Origin of the sequence: Streptomyces sp. NBC_00457 (assembly GCF_036014015.1) — a bacterium.
Taxonomy (GTDB): domain Bacteria; phylum Actinomycetota; class Actinomycetes; order Streptomycetales; family Streptomycetaceae; genus Streptomyces.
The window spans coordinates 8,159,613-8,175,801 of record NZ_CP107905.1; the positions used below are offsets into that span (position 1 = coordinate 8,159,613).

Annotated in this window: 19 protein-coding genes; 13 read left to right on the forward strand and 6 right to left on the reverse strand. The window is 69.5% G+C overall.

Features of this window, described 5'->3' with window-relative positions; translation table 11 throughout:
* Nucleotides 1–2 precede the first annotated feature (2 nt).
* A complete protein-coding gene (locus tag OG828_RS37240; RefSeq protein ID WP_328503664.1) occupies nucleotides 3–332 on the forward strand; it encodes a hypothetical protein in 330 nt (109 codons plus the stop codon).
* 101 nt (nucleotides 333–433) lie between these two features.
* Nucleotides 434–1,540, forward strand: coding sequence for an amidohydrolase family protein (locus OG828_RS37245; protein WP_328366780.1), 1,107 nt, complete (start codon nucleotides 434–436; stop codon nucleotides 1,538–1,540).
* A 20-nt stretch (nucleotides 1,541–1,560) separates the two neighbouring features.
* On the opposite strand, the gene OG828_RS37250 is transcribed toward OG828_RS37245, so the two are convergent.
* The 4 genes from OG828_RS37250 to OG828_RS37265 form a co-directional block, all read right to left on the reverse strand.
* Complete coding sequence (locus OG828_RS37250) at nucleotides 1,561–2,580, reverse strand: COX15/CtaA family protein (RefSeq protein WP_328366783.1); 1,020 nt, start codon at nucleotides 2,578–2,580, stop codon at nucleotides 1,561–1,563.
* A 46-nt stretch (nucleotides 2,581–2,626) separates the two neighbouring features.
* Nucleotides 2,627–3,400: an ABC transporter permease gene (locus tag OG828_RS37255; protein WP_328366786.1), complete on the reverse strand. Its 774-nt coding sequence runs from the start codon at nucleotides 3,398–3,400 to the stop codon at nucleotides 2,627–2,629.
* 112 nt (nucleotides 3,401–3,512) lie between these two features.
* Entirely contained in the window at nucleotides 3,513–4,436 is a 924-nt protein-coding gene (locus OG828_RS37260) for an ABC transporter ATP-binding protein (protein WP_328366789.1), read from the reverse strand.
* A 31-nt stretch (nucleotides 4,437–4,467) separates the two neighbouring features.
* Nucleotides 4,468–5,280, reverse strand: a complete 813-nt coding sequence (locus OG828_RS37265) for an aminoglycoside N(3)-acetyltransferase (RefSeq protein WP_328503665.1) — start codon at nucleotides 5,278–5,280, stop codon at nucleotides 4,468–4,470.
* Nucleotides 5,281–5,441: 161 nt separating this feature from the next.
* Here OG828_RS37265 and OG828_RS37270 point away from each other — a divergent pair, with 161 nt between their 5' ends.
* The 8 genes from OG828_RS37270 to OG828_RS37305 all read left to right on the forward strand — a co-directional run bounded on the left by OG828_RS37270 (nucleotide 5,442) and on the right by OG828_RS37305 (nucleotide 12,001).
* The gene (locus OG828_RS37270; protein WP_328366795.1) at nucleotides 5,442–6,185 is read left to right on the forward strand and encodes a helix-turn-helix transcriptional regulator; all 744 of its coding nucleotides are present in this window, start codon (nucleotides 5,442–5,444) and stop codon (nucleotides 6,183–6,185) included.
* Nucleotides 6,182–7,603 carry a Fe-S cluster assembly protein SufB gene (gene sufB, locus OG828_RS37275; RefSeq protein ID WP_031057584.1) on the forward strand — a complete coding sequence of 474 codons (1,422 nt, stop codon included), beginning with the start codon at nucleotides 6,182–6,184 and terminating at the stop codon, nucleotides 7,601–7,603. Before OG828_RS37270 ends, sufB begins: the two co-directional genes overlap by 4 nt.
* 61 nt (nucleotides 7,604–7,664) lie before the next feature.
* A complete protein-coding gene (sufD, locus tag OG828_RS37280) occupies nucleotides 7,665–8,846 on the forward strand; it encodes a Fe-S cluster assembly protein SufD (protein WP_328503666.1) in 1,182 nt (393 codons plus the stop codon).
* Nucleotides 8,846–9,163: a non-heme iron oxygenase ferredoxin subunit gene (locus OG828_RS37285; protein WP_210575747.1), complete on the forward strand. Its 318-nt coding sequence runs from the start codon at nucleotides 8,846–8,848 to the stop codon at nucleotides 9,161–9,163. Before sufD ends, OG828_RS37285 begins: the two co-directional genes overlap by 1 nt.
* A gap of 7 nt (nucleotides 9,164–9,170) precedes the next feature.
* Nucleotides 9,171–9,935 carry a Fe-S cluster assembly ATPase SufC gene (sufC, locus tag OG828_RS37290; RefSeq protein WP_328366804.1) on the forward strand — a complete coding sequence of 255 codons (765 nt, stop codon included), beginning with the start codon at nucleotides 9,171–9,173 and terminating at the stop codon, nucleotides 9,933–9,935.
* The gene (locus tag OG828_RS37295; RefSeq protein ID WP_328366807.1) at nucleotides 9,932–11,188 is read left to right on the forward strand and encodes a cysteine desulfurase; all 1,257 of its coding nucleotides are present in this window, start codon (nucleotides 9,932–9,934) and stop codon (nucleotides 11,186–11,188) included. The genes sufC and OG828_RS37295 overlap by 4 nt, the downstream gene beginning before the upstream one ends.
* Nucleotides 11,189–11,204: 16 nt before the next feature.
* A complete protein-coding gene (gene sufU, locus OG828_RS37300; RefSeq protein ID WP_328366809.1) occupies nucleotides 11,205–11,672 on the forward strand; it encodes a Fe-S cluster assembly sulfur transfer protein SufU in 468 nt (155 codons plus the stop codon).
* Nucleotides 11,669–12,001: a metal-sulfur cluster assembly factor gene (locus OG828_RS37305; RefSeq protein WP_055636909.1), complete on the forward strand. Its 333-nt coding sequence runs from the start codon at nucleotides 11,669–11,671 to the stop codon at nucleotides 11,999–12,001. Before sufU ends, OG828_RS37305 begins: the two co-directional genes overlap by 4 nt.
* Before the next feature lie 87 nt (nucleotides 12,002–12,088).
* Here OG828_RS37305 and OG828_RS37310 read toward each other — a convergent pair whose 3' ends face one another.
* Nucleotides 12,089–12,904 (reverse strand): AbfB domain-containing protein, encoded by an 816-nt coding sequence (locus OG828_RS37310; protein ID WP_328503667.1) that lies wholly within the window; start codon nucleotides 12,902–12,904, stop codon nucleotides 12,089–12,091.
* A 173-nt stretch (nucleotides 12,905–13,077) separates the two neighbouring features.
* Here OG828_RS37310 and OG828_RS37315 point away from each other — a divergent pair, with 173 nt between their 5' ends.
* On the forward strand, nucleotides 13,078–13,398 hold the full coding sequence (locus tag OG828_RS37315; RefSeq protein WP_210575738.1) for a DMT family transporter: 321 nt from the start codon (nucleotides 13,078–13,080) through the stop codon (nucleotides 13,396–13,398).
* Complete coding sequence (locus OG828_RS37320) at nucleotides 13,398–13,955, forward strand: TetR/AcrR family transcriptional regulator (RefSeq protein ID WP_328503668.1); 558 nt, start codon at nucleotides 13,398–13,400, stop codon at nucleotides 13,953–13,955. Before OG828_RS37315 ends, OG828_RS37320 begins: the two co-directional genes overlap by 1 nt.
* Here OG828_RS37320 and OG828_RS37325 read toward each other — a convergent pair.
* Nucleotides 13,924–14,817 carry a winged helix-turn-helix transcriptional regulator gene (locus tag OG828_RS37325; RefSeq protein WP_328503669.1) on the reverse strand — a complete coding sequence of 298 codons (894 nt, stop codon included), beginning with the start codon at nucleotides 14,815–14,817 and terminating at the stop codon, nucleotides 13,924–13,926. The genes OG828_RS37320 and OG828_RS37325 overlap by 32 nt on opposite strands.
* A gap of 125 nt (nucleotides 14,818–14,942) precedes the next feature.
* On the opposite strand from OG828_RS37325, the gene OG828_RS37330 reads away from it, so the two are divergent.
* Nucleotides 14,943–16,154: an MFS transporter gene (locus OG828_RS37330; protein WP_443062464.1), complete on the forward strand. Its 1,212-nt coding sequence runs from the start codon at nucleotides 14,943–14,945 to the stop codon at nucleotides 16,152–16,154.
* The last annotated feature ends 35 nt before the right edge of the window (nucleotides 16,155–16,189 follow it).

Below are 16,189 nucleotides of genomic sequence, written 5' to 3' on the forward strand. Positions count from 1 at the left end.
CCATGGCAGACACGCAGCAGGTTGACGCGAAGGCCGAGCGCAAGGTGGCCCGGCTCGCCCAGCAGATCAGCACCTTCTCCAAGGCCCACGGCGGCGCCGAGGGGCAGATCGCCTACATCGGCGAACGCGGCGCCCGCATCATCCTCGTCGGCGCGGACGGCGGCTGGGGCGACCTGGTGGCCCCCTCGTACGAGATCGCCCAGAAGGCGGTGGAGAAGTCCGGGATCACGGTCCACGAGGACTTCGACGGGGAGTTCGCCGCGAAGGTGACGACGGGGACGTACGAGTGGAAGCGGATGGCGGGCATTCAGCTCGGCGGGTCCCGAGGCTGACATCAGTCGGTCGTTCGCCCGGGGTGTGTACGAGCAACACCTGAACGCGGGCTCACCCGTTAGGACCGTAGAACGACACGGTCCAGCAACGGGGAGCCAGGATGATCGAGATGCCGTCCCTCGTGGACCAATACTGCCATGGCGTACTGCGGACCGAGCTGGGCCTCGGCACCTTCGAGGCGCAGCTGTCCCGTACCGAGGGCCCGCCCGCGCCCGGTACCACCCTCTTCGACACCCAGACCGGGTTCGCCGTACGGCGTTGGTGCCCCCCGCTGCTCGGCCTGGAACCGCACTGTCCGCCCGCCCGCTATCTCGCCCGGCGCCGTGAACTCGGCGTACTGGAATCGGGCCGCAGGCTGCTGCGCGGCAGCGGCATCACGACGTATCTGATCGACACGGGGCTGCCCGGCGACCTCACAGGACCCGACGAGGTAGCATCCGCCGCCTCCGCCGAGGCGCGCGAGATCGTACGGCTGGAGCTGCTCGCCGAACAGGTCGCCGACACGTCCGGCACGGTGGAGTCGTTCCTCGCCAACCTCGCCGAATCGGTGCACGGAGCGGCCGGGAGTGCCGTCGCCTTCACGTCCGTGGCAGGGGTGCGGCACGGGCTGGCGCTGGCGCCCGAGCCGCCGGGGCCCGGGGAGGTGCGCGGCGCGGCGGGGCGCTGGCTGGCGGGGCGGCGGGTCGGCGGGGAGCTGAGCGACCCGGTGCTGCTGCGGCACCTGCTGTGGATCGCGGTGGCGTCGGGGCTGCCCCTTCAGCTGCACGCCGGGCTCGGCGAACCGGGCTTACGCATCGACCGCACCGACCCCGTCCTGCTCACCGACTTCGTACGGGCCACCGCGGGCCTGGGCACGGACCTCGTCCTGCTGCACAGCTACCCCTACCACCGGCACGCCGCCCACCTCGCCGGCGTCTTCCCGCACGTCTACGCCGACTCCGGCGCCGCCCTGGCCCGCACCGGCGCCCGCGCCGCGACCGTCCTCGCCGAGATCCTCGAACTGGCCCCCTTCGGCAAGATCGTCTTCTCCAGCGGGGCCCAGGGGCTGCCGGAGCTGCACGTCGTGGGGGCGCGGCTGTTCCGCGAGGCGCTCGGGCGGGTGCTCGGCGGCTGGGTGGCCGAGGGGGCATGGTCGCTGGCGGACGCGCAGCGGGTGGCCGCGCTGATCGCGGCCGGGAACGCGCGGCGGGTGTACGGGCTGGAGTGAGCGGACGGACGAGGTGAGCGTCAGGCCCTGGTGAGGGCCGCCTCGGCCGCCGGGCCCGGCACATCCACGACACCCTCGGGCCGCTCCCGCAGCGCCAGCAGCACCCTCAGCGTCCCGATCCACACCAGGCACGAGCCGAACATATGGGCGCCGACCAGGATCTCGGGGAGGTCCGTGAAGTACTGGACGTAGCCGATGACGCCTTGGGCGAGCAGGATCAGGAACAGTTCGCGGGTGCGGGCCAGCGGGCCCTTGGGGGCGTCGACCGCCTTGAGCACGAACCACAGGGCGAAGACCAGCGTCACCACGATCCAGGCCAGCACGGCGTGCAGCTTGCTGACGTCCTCCCAGCCCATGCCCATCGGCAGGTCCATGCGCGGCACGTCGCTGGAGTCGCCCGCGTGCGGACCCGTGCCGGTGACCACCGTGCCGACCGCGATCAACAGCACGGTGACTCCCACCAGGACCCACACCAGCTGCCGCACCACCTTGCCGACCAGCGGACGCGGCACCCCGTCACCCTCGCGCGTGCGCTGCCACATCACGGTGGCGACCGCGATCAGGGCGGAGGTCAGCAGGAAGTGCGCGGCGACCGTATACGGGTTGAGGCCGACCAGCACCACGATGCCGCCGAGCACCGCGTTGCCCATCACGACCCAGAACTGCGCCCAGCCCAGCCGGGTCAGGCGGCGCCGGGACGGCTTCTCGGAACGCGCGGCGATGATCGCCCAACCGACGGCCGCGCACAGCGCATACGTCAGCATGCGGTTGCCGAACTCGATGACGCCGTGCAGCCCCATCTCGCTGGTGGTGGTCAGCGAGTCGGCGGTGCACTTGGGCCAGGTCGGACAGCCGAGGCCCGAGCCGGTCAGCCGTACCGCCCCGCCGGTCACCACGATGACCACCGACATGACGAGCGCGGCGAGAGCCGCCCGCTGAACCGTCCGGGGATGCGGGGTCCAGCGTGCGGCGATGAAGGCGAGCGGGTTGCGCACGGCGGCTACGGCGTCGGCGCGGGTCACGTTTGGCACGGGACCCATCGTAGGGGGCCGCTTGTGCACGCGTTCACGAGGGTCCACCGGGCGCCTATTCCCAGCGGAAGAACTTCCCCGCCGCTCCCAGCCCCACGACTGCCCACACCGCCAGAATCCCCAGGTCACCCCAGGGCATCCCGGCCCCGTGCTGCAGCACGTCCCGCAGTCCGTCCGACAGTGCGGAGATGGGCAGCAGCCCGAGCACGTCCTGGGCGCCGGACGGGAACTTGTCCAGCGGGACGATGACCCCGCCTCCCACGAGCAGCAGCAGGAACACGAGATTCGCCGCGGCCAGCGTCGCCTCCGCCTTCAGCGTGCCCGCCATCAGTAGTCCCAGCCCCGAGAAGGCGGCCGTGCCGAGGAGCAGGAGGAGGAGTACGGCGAGGGGGTTGCCGTGCGGGGACCAGCCGAGGGCGAAGGCGATCGCCGTCAGCAGGGCGATCTGCAGGACCTCGGTGACCAGCACCGACGCCGTCTTCGCCGTCATCAGGCCCCAGCGGGGGAGCGGGGAGGCGGCGAGGCGCTTCAGGACGCCGTACCGCCGCTCGAAGCCCGTCGCGATCGCCTGCCCCGTGAACGCCGTCGACATCACCGCCAGCGCGAGGACGCCGGGGGCGAGGAAGTCGACGGTCTCGCCCGCGCCGGTGTCGACGATGTCCACCGTGCTGAACAGGACCAGCAGCAGCGTCGGGATGACGACCGTCAGCAGCAGCTGCTCACCGTTGCGCAGCAGCATCTTGGTCTCCAGCACCGCCTGCGCCGCGATCATGCGGGGGAGCGGGGCGGCACCGGGCTTCGGCGCGTACGCACCCACGGTCGTCGTCATGAACGCAGCTCCTTGCCGGTCATCTCCAGGCTGTGTCTTCCCGGGGTGCGCAGTATCCAATTGCGGCTGCGCCGCGGGCCGGACCCCCGGCAGACCCGCTCGCCGGCCGGAATCATGAGCGCAACTCCTTACCCGTGAGCTCCAGGAACACGTCCTCGAGCGTGTGCCGTTCCACCGATATCCGGTCCGGCATCACGCCGTGCTGGGCGCACCAGGACGTGACCGTCGCGAGGAGTTGGGGGTTCACCTTGCCGGCGACCCGGTAGGAGCCCGGGGTCAGCTCGGCGGCGGTGCAGTCGACGGGCAGGGCCTTGAGCAGGGAGCCCACGTCCAGACCGGGGCGGCCGGTGAACCGCAGGGTGTTCTCGGCGCCGCCGCGGCACAGCTCCTCGGGCGTGCCCTGGGCGATGACCCGGCCCGCGTCCACGATCACGACGTCATCGGCCAGCTGCTCGGCCTCGTCCATGTAGTGGGTGGTGAGGATGACCGAGACGCCGTCCGTACGCAGATCGCGCACCAGGTCCCAGGTCGCCCGGCGGGCCTGCGGGTCGAGCCCCGCCGTCGGCTCGTCCAGGAACACCAGTTCAGGGCGGCCCACGACCGCCATCGCCAGTGCCAGGCGCTGCTGCTGCCCGCCGGACAGCCGGCGGTACGTCGTCCGTCCGCAGCTGCCGAGCCCGAGCCGCTCGATCAGCCCGTCCACGTCCAGGGGGTGCGCGTGCAGCTTCGCCACATGCCGCAGCATCTCGTCGGCCCGCGCACCGGAGTACACACCGCCGGACTGCAGCATCACGCCGATACGGGGGCGCAACGCGGCCGACTGCCGCACCGGGTCGAGGCCCAGGACCCGCACCGTGCCGGAATCCGGTTTCCGGTACCCCTCGCAGGTCTCGACGGTCGTCGTCTTGCCCGCGCCATTGGGTCCGAGCACGGCGGTCACACCCGCATCGGCCACCAGGTCGAGGCCGTCCACCGCGGTCTTCGTGCCGTACCGCTTCACCAGGGCCTGGACTTGGACCACGGGCTCACTTCGCATGGGTCCAGAGTCTAGGTACGCGCTCGCCGTCTCAGACGGGCGGGTTCAGGATCCCCTCCTCGCGGGGGCGGTGTATCGCCAGCCACCGCTCCGCGTAGGCGACGGCGTCCGCCACCGGGAACAGCCGTACGTCGGCGGCGCCCACCGTCCCGCGTACGACGGGCCGGTCCCGTTCGAAGTCGTGCCCCAGCTCGTCGAAGCGCTCCGAGGTGATCGACACCTCGGTCACCACCTCCCATCCGGCCGGTCCGGGGCGGCCCACCTGAACCAGCGGTGCGGGTATCCGGTACTCGGCCAGATGGAAGCTCGTGCACGCGTCGTAGCCGGCGCCGAGCAGCAGCACGCGCGCGTGCAGCGCCTCCAGCCTCGCCAGCGGGCTGCGCTCACCGAGCCGGCAGTCGGTGGCGTGCCCGCCGATCACCTCGCCCGCGCGCGGGCCGACCGCGGCGAACGACGTCTGCGGGTGGTCGCTGCGCACGGCGCCGGGCCACGTCCGTACGGTCTCCGGGACGACGCCGACCCCGCGCGTGGGCGTGACGAGGGGGTCGTAGGCGGGCATCGTGGCCCGGATCGTCCCCCACCACTCCTCGGGCACCGGCGGGTTGCTCCACACCGCCGGATCGGACAGGTCGCCGGACTGGGCGGGAACCACGAGGGTGCCGTCGGGGCCGAGCGCGTCGAGCAGTCCCCGGACGACCGCGACGGCGCCTCCGCAGACCCAGCCGAGGGAGCTGAGCGAGGAGTGCACGAGGAGGATTTCGCCGGGTTCGACACCCAGTTGGCGCAGCCCCTCGGTGAGGGTGGTCCGCGTGACAAGTGGGCCGGTCGGAGGGGGTGTGGGCATGGTTGGGGAGTGTGCTGGAAGGGCCACGGATGCGCCACCGAATTGATCGATCAAAGATCGTTCCCGCAGGTCAGATTAGGTATGCCTAAGTGACGCAGGGCACCGTCCACGGAGCAGGACGCCGCTTGCCCGGTCCTGAGGAATTACGCAACAATGGCGTTGTGAAAAACGTCGGCGAGGCTCGGGAGACCCCCACGGGTACCCCCCAGGAGGAACTCGCGACCGGTGAGCGGTCCACCCGCAACCGGGTCGCGCGGTCCATCCTGGACCACGGGCCCTCGACCGTCACCGAGCTGGCCGGCCGGCTGGGCCTCACCCCGGCCGCCGTACGACGGCATCTGGACGCGCTGGTCGCGGACGACGTCGTGGAGGCGCGCGAGCAGCGGGTGTACGGCGCGCGGACGCGCGGTCGGCCCGCCAAGGTGTTCGCCCTGACGGACTGCGGACGCGACGCCTTCGACCAGTCGTACGACAAACTCGCGGCGGACGCCCTGCGCTACATCCAGGAGCGCTTCGGCGGCGACGAGGCGGTCGTGGCCTTCGCGCGCGCCAGGATCGCCGAGCAGGCCGCCGTGTACCGCAAGGCGATCGAGGCCGCGGCCCCCGAGGAGCGGACCGAAGCCCTGGCCAAGGCCCTGAGCGCGGACGGGTACGCTGCTACGGCGCGCAGCGCACCGGTCGGCGAGCAGCTCTGCCAGCACCACTGCCCGGTGGTCCATGTCGCGGAGAAGTTCCCGCAGCTGTGCGAGGTCGAGACGGAGATCTTCTCGCAGCTCCTCGGGACGCATGTCCAGCGGCTCGCAACCATCGCCCACGGTGACGGCGTCTGTACGACATTCATCCCAAAGATTTCCAAGAACACCCATAACGCATCTGCAAGCACGGCCGGGAGGAACCCCGCATGACTCTGCCCACGGAGACTGCTCACCCCGAGCTCGAGGGCCTGGGCAAGTACGAATACGGCTGGGCCGACTCCGACACGGCCGGCGCCTCTGCCAAGCGCGGCATCAACGAGGACGTCGTCCGCGACATCTCGGCGAAGAAGAGCGAGCCGGAGTGGATGACCAAGCTCCGCCTCAAGGGTCTGCGCCTCTTCGACAAGAAGCCCATGCCGAACTGGGGCTCCGACCTCTCGGGCATCGACTTCGACAACATCAAGTACTTCGTGCGCTCCACGGAGAAGCAGGCGGAGTCCTGGGAGGACCTGCCCGAGGACATCAAGAACACGTACGACAAGCTCGGCATCCCGGAGGCGGAGAAGCAGCGCCTCGTGGCCGGTGTCGCCGCGCAGTACGAGTCGGAGGTCGTCTACCACCAGATCCGCGAGGACCTGGAGGAGCAGGGCGTCATCTTCCTGGACACCGACACCGCGCTGAAGGAGCACCCGGAGCTCTTCAAGGAGTACTTCGGGACCGTCATCCCGGTCGGTGACAACAAGTTCGCCTCGCTGAACACCGCCGTGTGGTCGGGCGGCTCCTTCATCTACGTGCCGAAGGGCGTGCACGTGGAGATCCCGCTCCAGGCCTACTTCCGCATCAACACGGAGAACATGGGCCAGTTCGAGCGGACCCTGATCATCGTCGACGAGGGTGCCTATGTGCACTACGTCGAGGGCTGCACGGCGCCGATCTACAAGTCGGACTCGCTGCACAGCGCCGTGGTCGAGATCATCGTCAAGAAGAACGCCCGCTGCCGCTACACGACCATCCAGAACTGGTCGAACAACGTCTACAACCTGGTCACCAAGCGCGCCGTCGCCTACGAGGGCGCGACCATGGAGTGGATCGACGGCAACATCGGCTCCAAGGTGACGATGAAGTACCCCGCCGTCTACCTGATGGGCGAGCACGCCAAGGGCGAGACCCTGTCCATCGCCTTCGCCGGCGAGGGCCAGCACCAGGACGCCGGCTCCAAGATGGTCCACATGGCGCCGAACACGTCGTCCAACATCGTGTCGAAGTCCGTGGCCCGCGGTGGCGGCCGTACCTCCTACCGTGGTCTGGTGGAGATCGGCGAGGGCGCCCACGGCTCGAAGTCGAACGTGCTGTGTGACGCACTGCTCGTCGACACGATCTCCCGCTCCGACACGTACCCGTATGTCGACGTCCGTGAGGACGACGTCTCCATGGGCCACGAGGCGACCGTCTCCAAGGTCTCCGAGGACCAGCTCTTCTACCTGATGAGCCGCGGTCTGAGCGAGTTCGAGGCGATGGCGATGATCGTGCGCGGCTTCGTCGAGCCGATCGCGAAGGAGCTGCCCATGGAGTACGCCCTCGAGCTCAACCGGCTGATCGAGCTGCAGATGGAAGGCGCGGTCGGTTAAGACCCGCCGCCCGAAGCAGTCGCCAGATTTCTTGACGTAGGAAGAGAGCAGACCGACAGCCATGGCTGAGGCTCAGAACATCCCGGTGGGGTCCACCACCGCCGGCCAGATCGCGGTGGCCGCCGAGTCGACCGTCGCCACGCGCATGAGCGCCCCGCCCTCCTTCGACGTGGCGGACTTCCCGGTCCCGCACGGCCGCGAGGAGGAATGGCGGTTCACCCCGCTGGAGCGCCTGCGCGGGCTGCACGACGGCACCGCAGTCGCCACCGGTGACGGCGTGAAGGTCGACATCGACGCCCCCGAGGGCGTCATCGTCGAGACCGTCGGCCGTGACGACGCCCGGATCGGCAAGGCCGGCACCCCGGTGGACCGCGTCGCCGCCCAGGCGTACTCGGCGTTCGAGAAGGCCGGCGTGGTCACCGTCCCCAAGGAGACGGTGCTCACCGAGCCCATCCGTATCGCCGTACACGGCCAGGGCGGGATCGCCTACGGCCACCAGGTCATCGAGCTGGGCGCCTTCGCCGAGGCTGTCGTCGTCATCGACCACACCGGTGACGCGGTGCTCGCAGCCAACGTCGACTACGTCCTGGGCGACGGCGCCAAGCTGACCGTCGTCTCGGTCCAGGATTGGGACGACAAGGCCGTGCACGTCGGCCAGCACAACGCGCTGATCGGCCGCGACGCCACCTTCAAGTCGTTCGTGGTCACCTTCGGCGGCGATCTCGTACGTCTGCACCCGCGCGTCGCCTACGCCGGCACCGGTGGCGAGGCCGAGCTCTTCGGCCTGTACTTCACCGACGCCGGCCAGCACCAGGAGCACCGTCTCCTGGTCGACCACAACACCCCGCACTGCAAGTCCAACGTCGCCTACAAGGGCGCGCTCCAGGGCGACGACGCGCACGCAGTGTGGATCGGTGACGTGCTGATCGAGGCCAAGGCCGAGGGCACGGACACGTACGAGATGAACCGCAACCTCGTCCTGACGGACGGCGCCCGGGTCGACTCCGTGCCGAACCTGGAGATCGAGACCGGCGAGATCGTCGGCGCGGGTCACGCCTCGGCGACCGGCCGCTTCGACGACGAGCAGCTCTTCTACCTGATGGCCCGCGGCATCCCGGCCGACGAGGCCCGCCGCCTAGTGGTCCGCGGCTTCTTCGCCGAACTGGTCCAGCAGATCGGCGTCGACGACATCGAAGAGCGCCTTCTCGTGAAGATCGACGAGGAGCTGGAGGCGTCCGTCTGATGACGTTCGTACGCGCCTGTGGGCTGAGCGAGCTGGAGGAGGACACCCCGAAGAGGGTGGAACTCGACGGCACGCCGGTCTCGGTCGTGCAGACCGAGGGCGAGGTGTTCGCGATCCACGACATCTGCTCCCACGCGAACGTGTCGCTCTCCGAGGGCGAGGTGGAGGACTGCCAGATCGAGTGCTGGCTGCACGGCTCCAGCTTCGACCTCCGCACCGGCAAACCGTCCGGCCTTCCCGCGACGCGCCCCGTCCCCGTATATCCCGTAAAGATCGAAGGGGACGATGTGCTCGTCTCCCTTTCCCAGGAGTCCTGAGGCACCCATGGCAACGCTTGAAATCCGAGACCTGCACGTCACCGTCGAGGCCGACAACGCCACGAAGGAGATCCTCAAGGGCGTCGACCTCACCGTGAAGCAGGGCGAGACGCACGCCATCATGGGCCCGAACGGCTCCGGCAAGTCGACCCTCGCCTACTCGCTCGCGGGTCACCCCAAGTACACGATCACCGAGGGCACCGTCACCCTCGACGGCGAGGACGTCCTGGAGATGTCCGTCGACGAGCGCGCCCGCGCGGGCCTGTTCCTGGCGATGCAGTACCCGGTCGAGGTCCCCGGCGTCTCGGTCTCCAACTTCCTGCGCACCTCCGCCACCGCGATCCGCGGCGAGGCCCCCAAACTGCGTACCTGGGTGAAGGAGGTCAGGGAGGCCATGGAGCGCCTCAACATGGACCCCGCCTTCGCCGAGCGCAACGTGAACGAGGGCTTCTCCGGCGGTGAGAAGAAGCGCCACGAGATCCTTCAGCTGGAGCTGCTCAGGCCGAAGGTCGCGATCCTCGACGAGACCGACTCCGGCCTGGACGTCGACGCCCTGCGCGTCGTCTCCGAGGGCGTCAACCGCGTCCGTGAGACCGGCGAGGTCGGCACCCTGCTGATCACGCACTACACGCGCATCCTGCGCTACATCAAGCCCGACTACGTTCACGTCTTCTCGGCCGGCCGCATCGCGGAGTCCGGCGGCGCGGAGCTCGCCGACAAGCTGGAGAACGAGGGCTACGAGGCTTACGCGAAGGGTGGCGCATCCGCGTGACACAGCTGCCGGGCCTCCTCGACACCGAGGCGCTCCGCAAGGACTTCCCCATCCTGGACCGCACGGTCCACGACGGTCAGAAGCTCGTGTACCTGGACAACGCGGCGACCTCGCAGAAGCCGCGCCAGGTGCTGGACGCCCTGAGCGAGTACTACGAGCGCTACAACGCCAACGTCCACCGTGGCGTGCACGTCCTCGCCGAGGAGGCCACGGCGCTGTACGAGGGCGCGCGCGACAAGGTCGCGGAGTTCATCAACGCGCCCAGCCGCGACGAGGTGATCTTCACCAAGAACGCCTCCGAGTCGCTCAACCTCGTGGCCAACATGCTCGGCTGGGCCGACGACCCCTACCGGGTGGACCACGAGACCGAGATCGTCATCACGGAGATGGAGCACCACTCCAACATCGTCCCGTGGCAGCTGCTGTCGCAGCGCACGGGCGCGAAGCTGAAGTGGTTCGGCCTGACCGACGACGGCCGCCTCGACCTCTCCAACATCGACGAGATCATCACGGAGAAGACGAAGATCGTCTCCTTCGTGCTGGTGTCGAACATCCTCGGGACGGTCAACCCGGTCGAGACAATCATCCGCCGCGCACAGGAGGTCGGTGCTCTCGTCTGCATCGACGCCTCCCAGGCGGCGCCCCACATGCCGCTGGACGTGCAGGCCCTCCAGGCCGACTTCGTCGCCTTCACCGGCCACAAGATGTGCGGCCCGACCGGCATAGGCGTGCTGTGGGGCCGTCAGGAGCTGCTCGAGGATCTCCCCCCGTTCCTCGGCGGCGGCGAGATGATCGAGACGGTGTCGATGCACTCGTCGACCTACGCTCCCGCCCCGCACAAGTTCGAGGCGGGCACGCCTCCGATCGCGCAGGCGGTCGGCCTGGGCGCGGCGATCGACTATCTGTCCGCGATCGGCATGGACAAGATCCTCGCCCATGAGCACGCGCTCACCGAGTACGCGGTCAAGCGCCTTGCGGGCGTCCCTGACCTGCGCATCATCGGCCCGACGACGGCCGAGGACCGGGGCGCCGCGATCTCCTTCACGCTCGGCGACATCCACCCGCACGACGTGGGCCAGGTCCTCGACGAGCAGGGCATCGCGGTCCGGGTCGGCCACCACTGCGCACGGCCGGTCTGCCTGAGGTACGGAATTCCTGCGACCACGCGAGCGTCGTTCTATCTGTACTCCACGCCGGCCGAGATCGACTCTCTGGTGGACGGCCTGGAGCACGTACGGAACTTCTTCGGCTGAGGGGCGTGCTGAGACGGTGAAACTGGATTCCATGTACCAGGAAGTCATCCTGGACCACTACAAGAACCCGCACGGGCGTGGTCTGAGGGATGGCGACGCCGAGGTGCACCATGTGAACCCGACGTGCGGCGACGAGATCACCCTGCGTGTGAAGTACGACGGCTCGACGATCGAGGACGTCTCGTACGAGGGCCAGGGCTGTTCCATCAGCCAGGCCTCGGCGTCCGTGCTGAACGAACTGCTGGTCGGCAAGGACCTCTCCGACGCGCAGAAGATCCAGGAGACCTTCCTGGAGCTGATGCAGTCCAAGGGGAAGATCGAGCCCGACGACGCCATGGAGGAGGTACTGGAGGACGCGGTCGCGTTCGCCGGTGTCTCCAAGTACCCGGCCCGGGTGAAGTGCGCGCTGCTGAGCTGGATGGCGTGGAAGGACGCGACGGCCCAGGCGCTGGGTTCCGACGCCGCTGAAAGGAAGACGGCATGAGCGACACGGTTGAGATGAAGCCGGCCTCGGAGGAAGAAGTCCGCGAGGCGCTGTACGACGTCGTCGACCCCGAGTTGGGCATCGACGTCGTCAACCTCGGCCTGATCTATGGCATTCACATCGACGACGCGAACATCGCGACGATCGACATGACCCTGACCTCCGCGGCCTGCCCGCTGACGGACGTCATCGAGGACCAGGCCAAGTCCGCCACGGACGGCCTCGTCAACGAACTCCGCATCAACTGGGTCTGGATGCCGCCGTGGGGCCCGGACAAGATCACGGACGACGGACGCGAGCAGCTGCGGGCGTTGGGGTTCAACGTCTGAGATTGACGTCTGAGTAGCCGACCCTTCGTCTTGAGGCCCCTGGAGCGAATCCGGGGGCCTCAGTCATGCGCCGTCCCTGTTCGAGCCTCAGTCCTTGAGGCCTGCCACCACCTGGAACGCCGAGTCCCGGCGGTACAGGTCGCTGTGGTCGTACGACTCCAGGCGGACGACGAAGTTCCGGTGGCGGAGGAAGCGGCCGGGGTAGTTCACGGACTCCAGCATGACCGCGCCGGAGGAGGACGCGGGGCGGGCGCAGAAGGTGGCGTCCTGTTCGAAGAGGCGGGAGCCGTCGTCGCGTTCGGAGCGCAGGACGAAGTTGCGGTGGCGCAGGTAGCCGCCGTCGGCGGTGGCGAAGGAGTAACAGGACGACTTCGCAAGGCCGTCGACCACCTTGAAGGTGGCGTCCTCGGCGGCCGAGGCGGAGGTGATCGGGTCGACGGTCACGTAGTCGTCGGTGGCGTGCCAGTAGCGGTCGGGGTAGTTGACCGCGCGGACCGACTTCCAGCGGGAGACGGGGGCCGGTGAACTCTCCTCCGGTGCCGTCGGCTTGGACGGCTCGGCGGAGGGCGTGGGCGTGGAGCTGTGCCGGGGCGGCGCCTTCGTCGTGGGGTCGGGGGAGGACAGGCCGCCCTTGCCCTTGGGGGGAGCCGTCGTACTCGGTGAGGGTGAGCCGAAGGAGATCAGGCCGGGCAGGGTGGCGTTGACGGGGGTCTGCGGAGTGCCTGACGCTTCGTCAACTTCCCTGTCCGTCATGACGATCGCCGTGACACACGCGGCGACGGTGGCCACCGCGAGGGTGCCGGCCAGCCAGAGCCGTCGCGTTCCCGGTATCCGGGAGGTGTCAGGGGCCCAGCCTTTCTCCCAGGGTTGGTTCCGCGGAGGGCGTGGCGTGGTGTCTGGCATGCACTGTCCTTCAGCGGCGCCCATGAACGACAGGGCAGGCCGCGGCTGCGAAGACCCGGTATGTGAACGGTGAAACAGTAGTGGACCAAGGGGGCCGGGAGCAGCCCTTTTGGAGAGAGCGGTTTCCGCATCCGGGGTCAGCGCAGCCCCACCGGTTATGTACGCTCGTACACATGGGATACCTGACCCTCATCGGCGCCATCGCGGCCGAGGTGGCGGCGACGACCGCCATGAAGTACAGCGACGGCTTCAGCAAGCTCTGGCCGTCCCTTCTGACGTTCCTCGGCTATGTCGTCTCCTTCACCCTGCTCGCCCAGACCCTCAAGACCGTCGGCATAGGCACGGCCTACGCGATCTGGGCCGGCGTGGGCACCGCGACGATCGCCGTCCTCGGGCTCTGGCTGTTCGACGAGGCGCTGACCTTCACGAAGGTCGCCGGAATCCTGCTCATCGTGGGCGGCGTGGTGGTACTGAACCTCGGGGGAGCGCACTGATGGCCAGGCGCTACGACCCCGAACGCCGCCAGCGGATCATCGACGCCGCCATCCGGGTCGTAGGACGCAGTGGTCTCGCCGGACTGACCCACCGCACAGTCGCGGCGGAGGCCGACGTACCGCTGGGCTCCACCACGTACCACTTCAAGACCCTGGACGACCTGATGGTCGCCGCCCTCCGCCAGGCCAACGAGGGCTTCGCCAAAGTCATCGCCTCACGCGGCGCCCTGGAGAACCCGGACACCGACCTGGCCTCCGAACTCGCCGCCGCGACAGGCGAATGGCTCGCGGGCGACCGCACCGGCGTGGAGCTGGAGTGCGAGCTCTACCTCGCCGCCCTGCGCCGCCCCGCCCTCCGCCCCGTCGCCGCCGAATGGGTCCAGGACCTGGCCGACCGCCTCACCCCGCGCACGGACCCGGTCACCGCACGCGCCCTGGTCGCGCTGCTGGACGGCATCTGCCTCCAGGTACTCCTCACCGATGAGACGTACGATGAGGAGTACGCCCGCGAGGCATTGGCGCGGATCATTCCCTCTGGCCCGCGCCAAGCCCCTTGACGACGGCCAGCGCCGCCGTCACGCTCCCCGCGACATCGGTGACCGGGTACTGCACGTCCCGGACGACCCGCTCCCGGTCGACGACCAGTGTGAGCCGCTTCAGCCGGTCCGCCCCCGCCGCCCGGAACGTCGGCAACCGCAACCCCGCGACCAGGGCCAGTCCGGAGTCCGACAGCAACGGAAACCCCAGCCGCTCCTTCTCCGCGAACGCCCGCTGCTCGTCCGGACGTTGAGTGGACACCCCGTGCACACTCGCCCCCGCAGCGCGGAACTCACCGAGCCGGTCCCGGTACGTACAGGACTCCAGAGTGCAGCCCGGCGCACCGGGAATCTCCGACCACCCGGGCGGATAGGAGTCGGCGCGCGCATAGGCCCCCGGGAAGCAGTACAGAACGGTGAACGGACTCTCCGCCACAACGGGATCGAGCAACTCCCCGCCGTCATCGACGAGGTGCAGCTCGGGAACCCGCGTGCCCGTCAACTCGTGCACCCGCCGCGCCTCGACGGACGCCTCCGCCGCCGTGGCCGTCGTGCTCCCGTCCCCCAGAACCCAGGCATCTCCCCAGTCCTGAAGGGCGACGAGTACGGGCAACAGGGCAAGGCCGCGCGGGGTGAGCCGGTACTCGTACCGCACAGGGCGCTCCTGATAGGGCACCCGAACCAGCACATCGGCCTCCACCAGAAGCCGCAACCGCTCGGTCAACACCTTTCTGGACAGCCCTAGTTCACGCTGCAGCTCGTCGAACCGGTGCACTCCGCGCGCGGTGTCCCGCACGATCAGCAGGGTCCACCAGTCGCCGACGACGTCCAGGGCCTGCGCGATGGCGCAGGTGGAGTCCTCCAGGCGAGTCCTGCGCGCCATGGCCGTACGTCCCTTCCGCCACCGATCGCCGGTCGGTCGCCGGTCGGTCGTCGTTCGATCGTCGTTGACCCGAGGCTGTCATGCTGACACAGTGAGTTCCCAAAAGGAACTCACTGGGGGGATGCGTGCTCAAGGACGTACCGAGAACTGTCTGGCTACTGGCCTGCGGCACCTTCGCCAACATGGCCGTGAGCGTGAGCTTCGCCTACCTCTTCCTCTACCTCACCGGGCCCCGGGGCCTCGACACGGCAGAGGCCGGCCTGCTCAGCGGGGTCGGGGGCATCGGTCTGCTCGCGGGCAACTTCACCGGCGGCTGGTACGGCGACCGCTTCGGCCACCGCCGCGTGCTGCTGACCGGAGCCGTCACATCCGGCCTGCTCCTGGCCGCCGTCCCCCTCCTCCCGACACCGGCCCTGTACGCCGCACTGCCCCTGTGCCAGTACGCCGCGGGTGTCCAGCGGGCGGCCAACTCGGCGCTCGTGGCCGTCATCGTGCCGGAGGGGTCCCGTCGCCAGGCCTTCGCCGTCGTACGGGCGGCGGCGAACGGCGGCTTCACCGTCGGCCCTCTGCTCGGCGCGGTGGTCGCGACCAGGTTCTCGTACGACTGGCTCTACGTCGCCGAAGGCCTGGGCAGCCTGACGCTGGCCTGCTGGACGGCTCGAGTGGTCCCACCGCGAGGCGCCGCACGGTCCCCCGGCGGTACCGGCCGGGTCTGGCCGGAACTGCGCGCACGCCCGGCCGTACTGATCCTCCTCGCGGCGATCCTGGTCACCGACGTGGTCTACCGGCAGCAGTACTCCACCTACCCGCTCTTCCTCGCCGACCACGGCATGGACACGCGCACCTACGGGGCACTGCTCGCGATCAACGGCGCCGTGCTGCTGTGCCTGGAGCTGCCCGCGGCGCTGGCGCTGCGGCGACGGTCGCCGCTGCGGATCGTCGGCACCGGCCTGTTGCTCGTGGCCGCGGGATACGGCGTGCTGCTGCTGGGCGCGGGCCTGGTGACGGCGGTGACCATGATGACCCTCCTGACCCTCGGCGAACTGCTCTACAAGACAACGGCGACGGCTTATGTGGCCGACCAGGCTCCCGAGCACGTCCAGGGCCGCTTCCAGTCCCTCTACGCCGGAGTGTCCATGAGCGGCACGGTCCTGGCGGCACCCCTGGGCGGAGCGCTGTACGAGAGGGCGCCCGGGATGCTCTGGCCCGTGTGCGCGGGACTCGGCGCGGTGGCCGCCATGGCCGTACTGACGGCAGCCACAGGCCGACGGGCACCCACGGCCACCCCCACCGGCTGTCTGGCACCCACGGGCCACCCCCACCGGCCCGCCACCTGAGACGCCACCCCCACCGGTTGGCCCACCCCACCCCC

What these genes read in the sequence shown, in the direction of transcription:
- OG828_RS37240 (WP_328503664.1), top strand. Translation starts at nt 3, where the DNA reads ATGGCAGACACGCAGCAGGTTGACGCGAAGGCCGAGCGCAAGGTGGCC.
- OG828_RS37245 (WP_328366780.1), top strand. Translation starts at nt 434, where the DNA reads ATGATCGAGATGCCGTCCCTCGTGGACCAATACTGCCATGGCGTACTG.
- OG828_RS37250 (WP_328366783.1), bottom strand. Translation starts at nt 2,580, where the DNA reads ATGGGTCCCGTGCCAAACGTGACCCGCGCCGACGCCGTAGCCGCCGTG.
- OG828_RS37255 (WP_328366786.1), bottom strand. Translation starts at nt 3,400, where the DNA reads ATGACGACGACCGTGGGTGCGTACGCGCCGAAGCCCGGTGCCGCCCCG.
- OG828_RS37260 (WP_328366789.1), bottom strand. Translation starts at nt 4,436, where the DNA reads ATGCGAAGTGAGCCCGTGGTCCAAGTCCAGGCCCTGGTGAAGCGGTAC.
- OG828_RS37265 (WP_328503665.1), bottom strand. Translation starts at nt 5,280, where the DNA reads ATGCCCACACCCCCTCCGACCGGCCCACTTGTCACGCGGACCACCCTC.
- sufB (WP_031057584.1), top strand. Translation starts at nt 6,182, where the DNA reads ATGACTCTGCCCACGGAGACTGCTCACCCCGAGCTCGAGGGCCTGGGC.
- sufD (WP_328503666.1), top strand. Translation starts at nt 7,665, where the DNA reads ATGGCTGAGGCTCAGAACATCCCGGTGGGGTCCACCACCGCCGGCCAG.
- OG828_RS37285 (WP_210575747.1), top strand. Translation starts at nt 8,846, where the DNA reads ATGACGTTCGTACGCGCCTGTGGGCTGAGCGAGCTGGAGGAGGACACC.
- sufC (WP_328366804.1), top strand. Translation starts at nt 9,171, where the DNA reads ATGGCAACGCTTGAAATCCGAGACCTGCACGTCACCGTCGAGGCCGAC.
- OG828_RS37305 (WP_055636909.1), top strand. Translation starts at nt 11,669, where the DNA reads ATGAGCGACACGGTTGAGATGAAGCCGGCCTCGGAGGAAGAAGTCCGC.
- OG828_RS37310 (WP_328503667.1), bottom strand. Translation starts at nt 12,904, where the DNA reads ATGCCAGACACCACGCCACGCCCTCCGCGGAACCAACCCTGGGAGAAA.
- OG828_RS37315 (WP_210575738.1), top strand. Translation starts at nt 13,078, where the DNA reads ATGGGATACCTGACCCTCATCGGCGCCATCGCGGCCGAGGTGGCGGCG.
- OG828_RS37320 (WP_328503668.1), top strand. Translation starts at nt 13,398, where the DNA reads ATGGCCAGGCGCTACGACCCCGAACGCCGCCAGCGGATCATCGACGCC.
- OG828_RS37325 (WP_328503669.1), bottom strand. Translation starts at nt 14,817, where the DNA reads ATGGCGCGCAGGACTCGCCTGGAGGACTCCACCTGCGCCATCGCGCAG.